This is a genomic window from Gilliamella sp. WF3-4 (assembly GCF_001690275.1).
Taxonomy (GTDB): Bacteria; Pseudomonadota; Gammaproteobacteria; order Enterobacterales; family Orbaceae; genus Gilliamella; species Gilliamella apicola_C.
Map to the genome: position 1 here is coordinate 1 of NZ_LZGW01000021.1, position 498 is coordinate 498.

1 protein-coding gene is annotated in these 498 nt (G+C 35.3%); it reads left to right on the forward strand.

Going from position 1 to position 498, the window contains the following annotated elements:
• Positions 1–9: 9 nt before the first annotated feature.
• On the forward strand, positions 10–498 hold a 489-nt coding region (locus tag A9G47_RS05435), incomplete at its 3' end, for a calcium-binding protein (RefSeq protein WP_304364032.1).

A 498-nucleotide genomic window follows, 5' to 3' on the forward strand; every position in this document is an offset into this window, starting at 1 on the left:
GATGGAATTATGCCAAGTGATATTAGATTTTCACGCCAAGGTACTGATATAATTGCAACATTAATTGGAGGCAACAGTAGTATAACCTTTAAGAATATCTTTTCTGATGCAACGTCAGCAAGAGCAGGCATTAATACAAATAACGTTATTGAAGAGTTCATTTTTGCGGATGGTACAAAATTAACGTGGGATGAGGTACTAAATAACCATCTATATATGATTGGCACAGATAAAGATGATATCATTTTAGGAAGTAAAGGTAATGATATCTTATCGGGTGGTAAAGGGAATGACCTTTTATCAGGCGGAGCAGGAAACGATACCTATTTGTTCAATCTGGGCGACGGTCACGATACAATAGATAATCGAGGCGAATTAGAATACACTGGTTTCTTAAATAGAATAAAATCGGATGTTGATACTATCCGTTTTGGTGATGGTATTAGCGCTGATATGTTAAGCTGTGCTAGAAGAAACAAAGATTTAGTTATATCTATA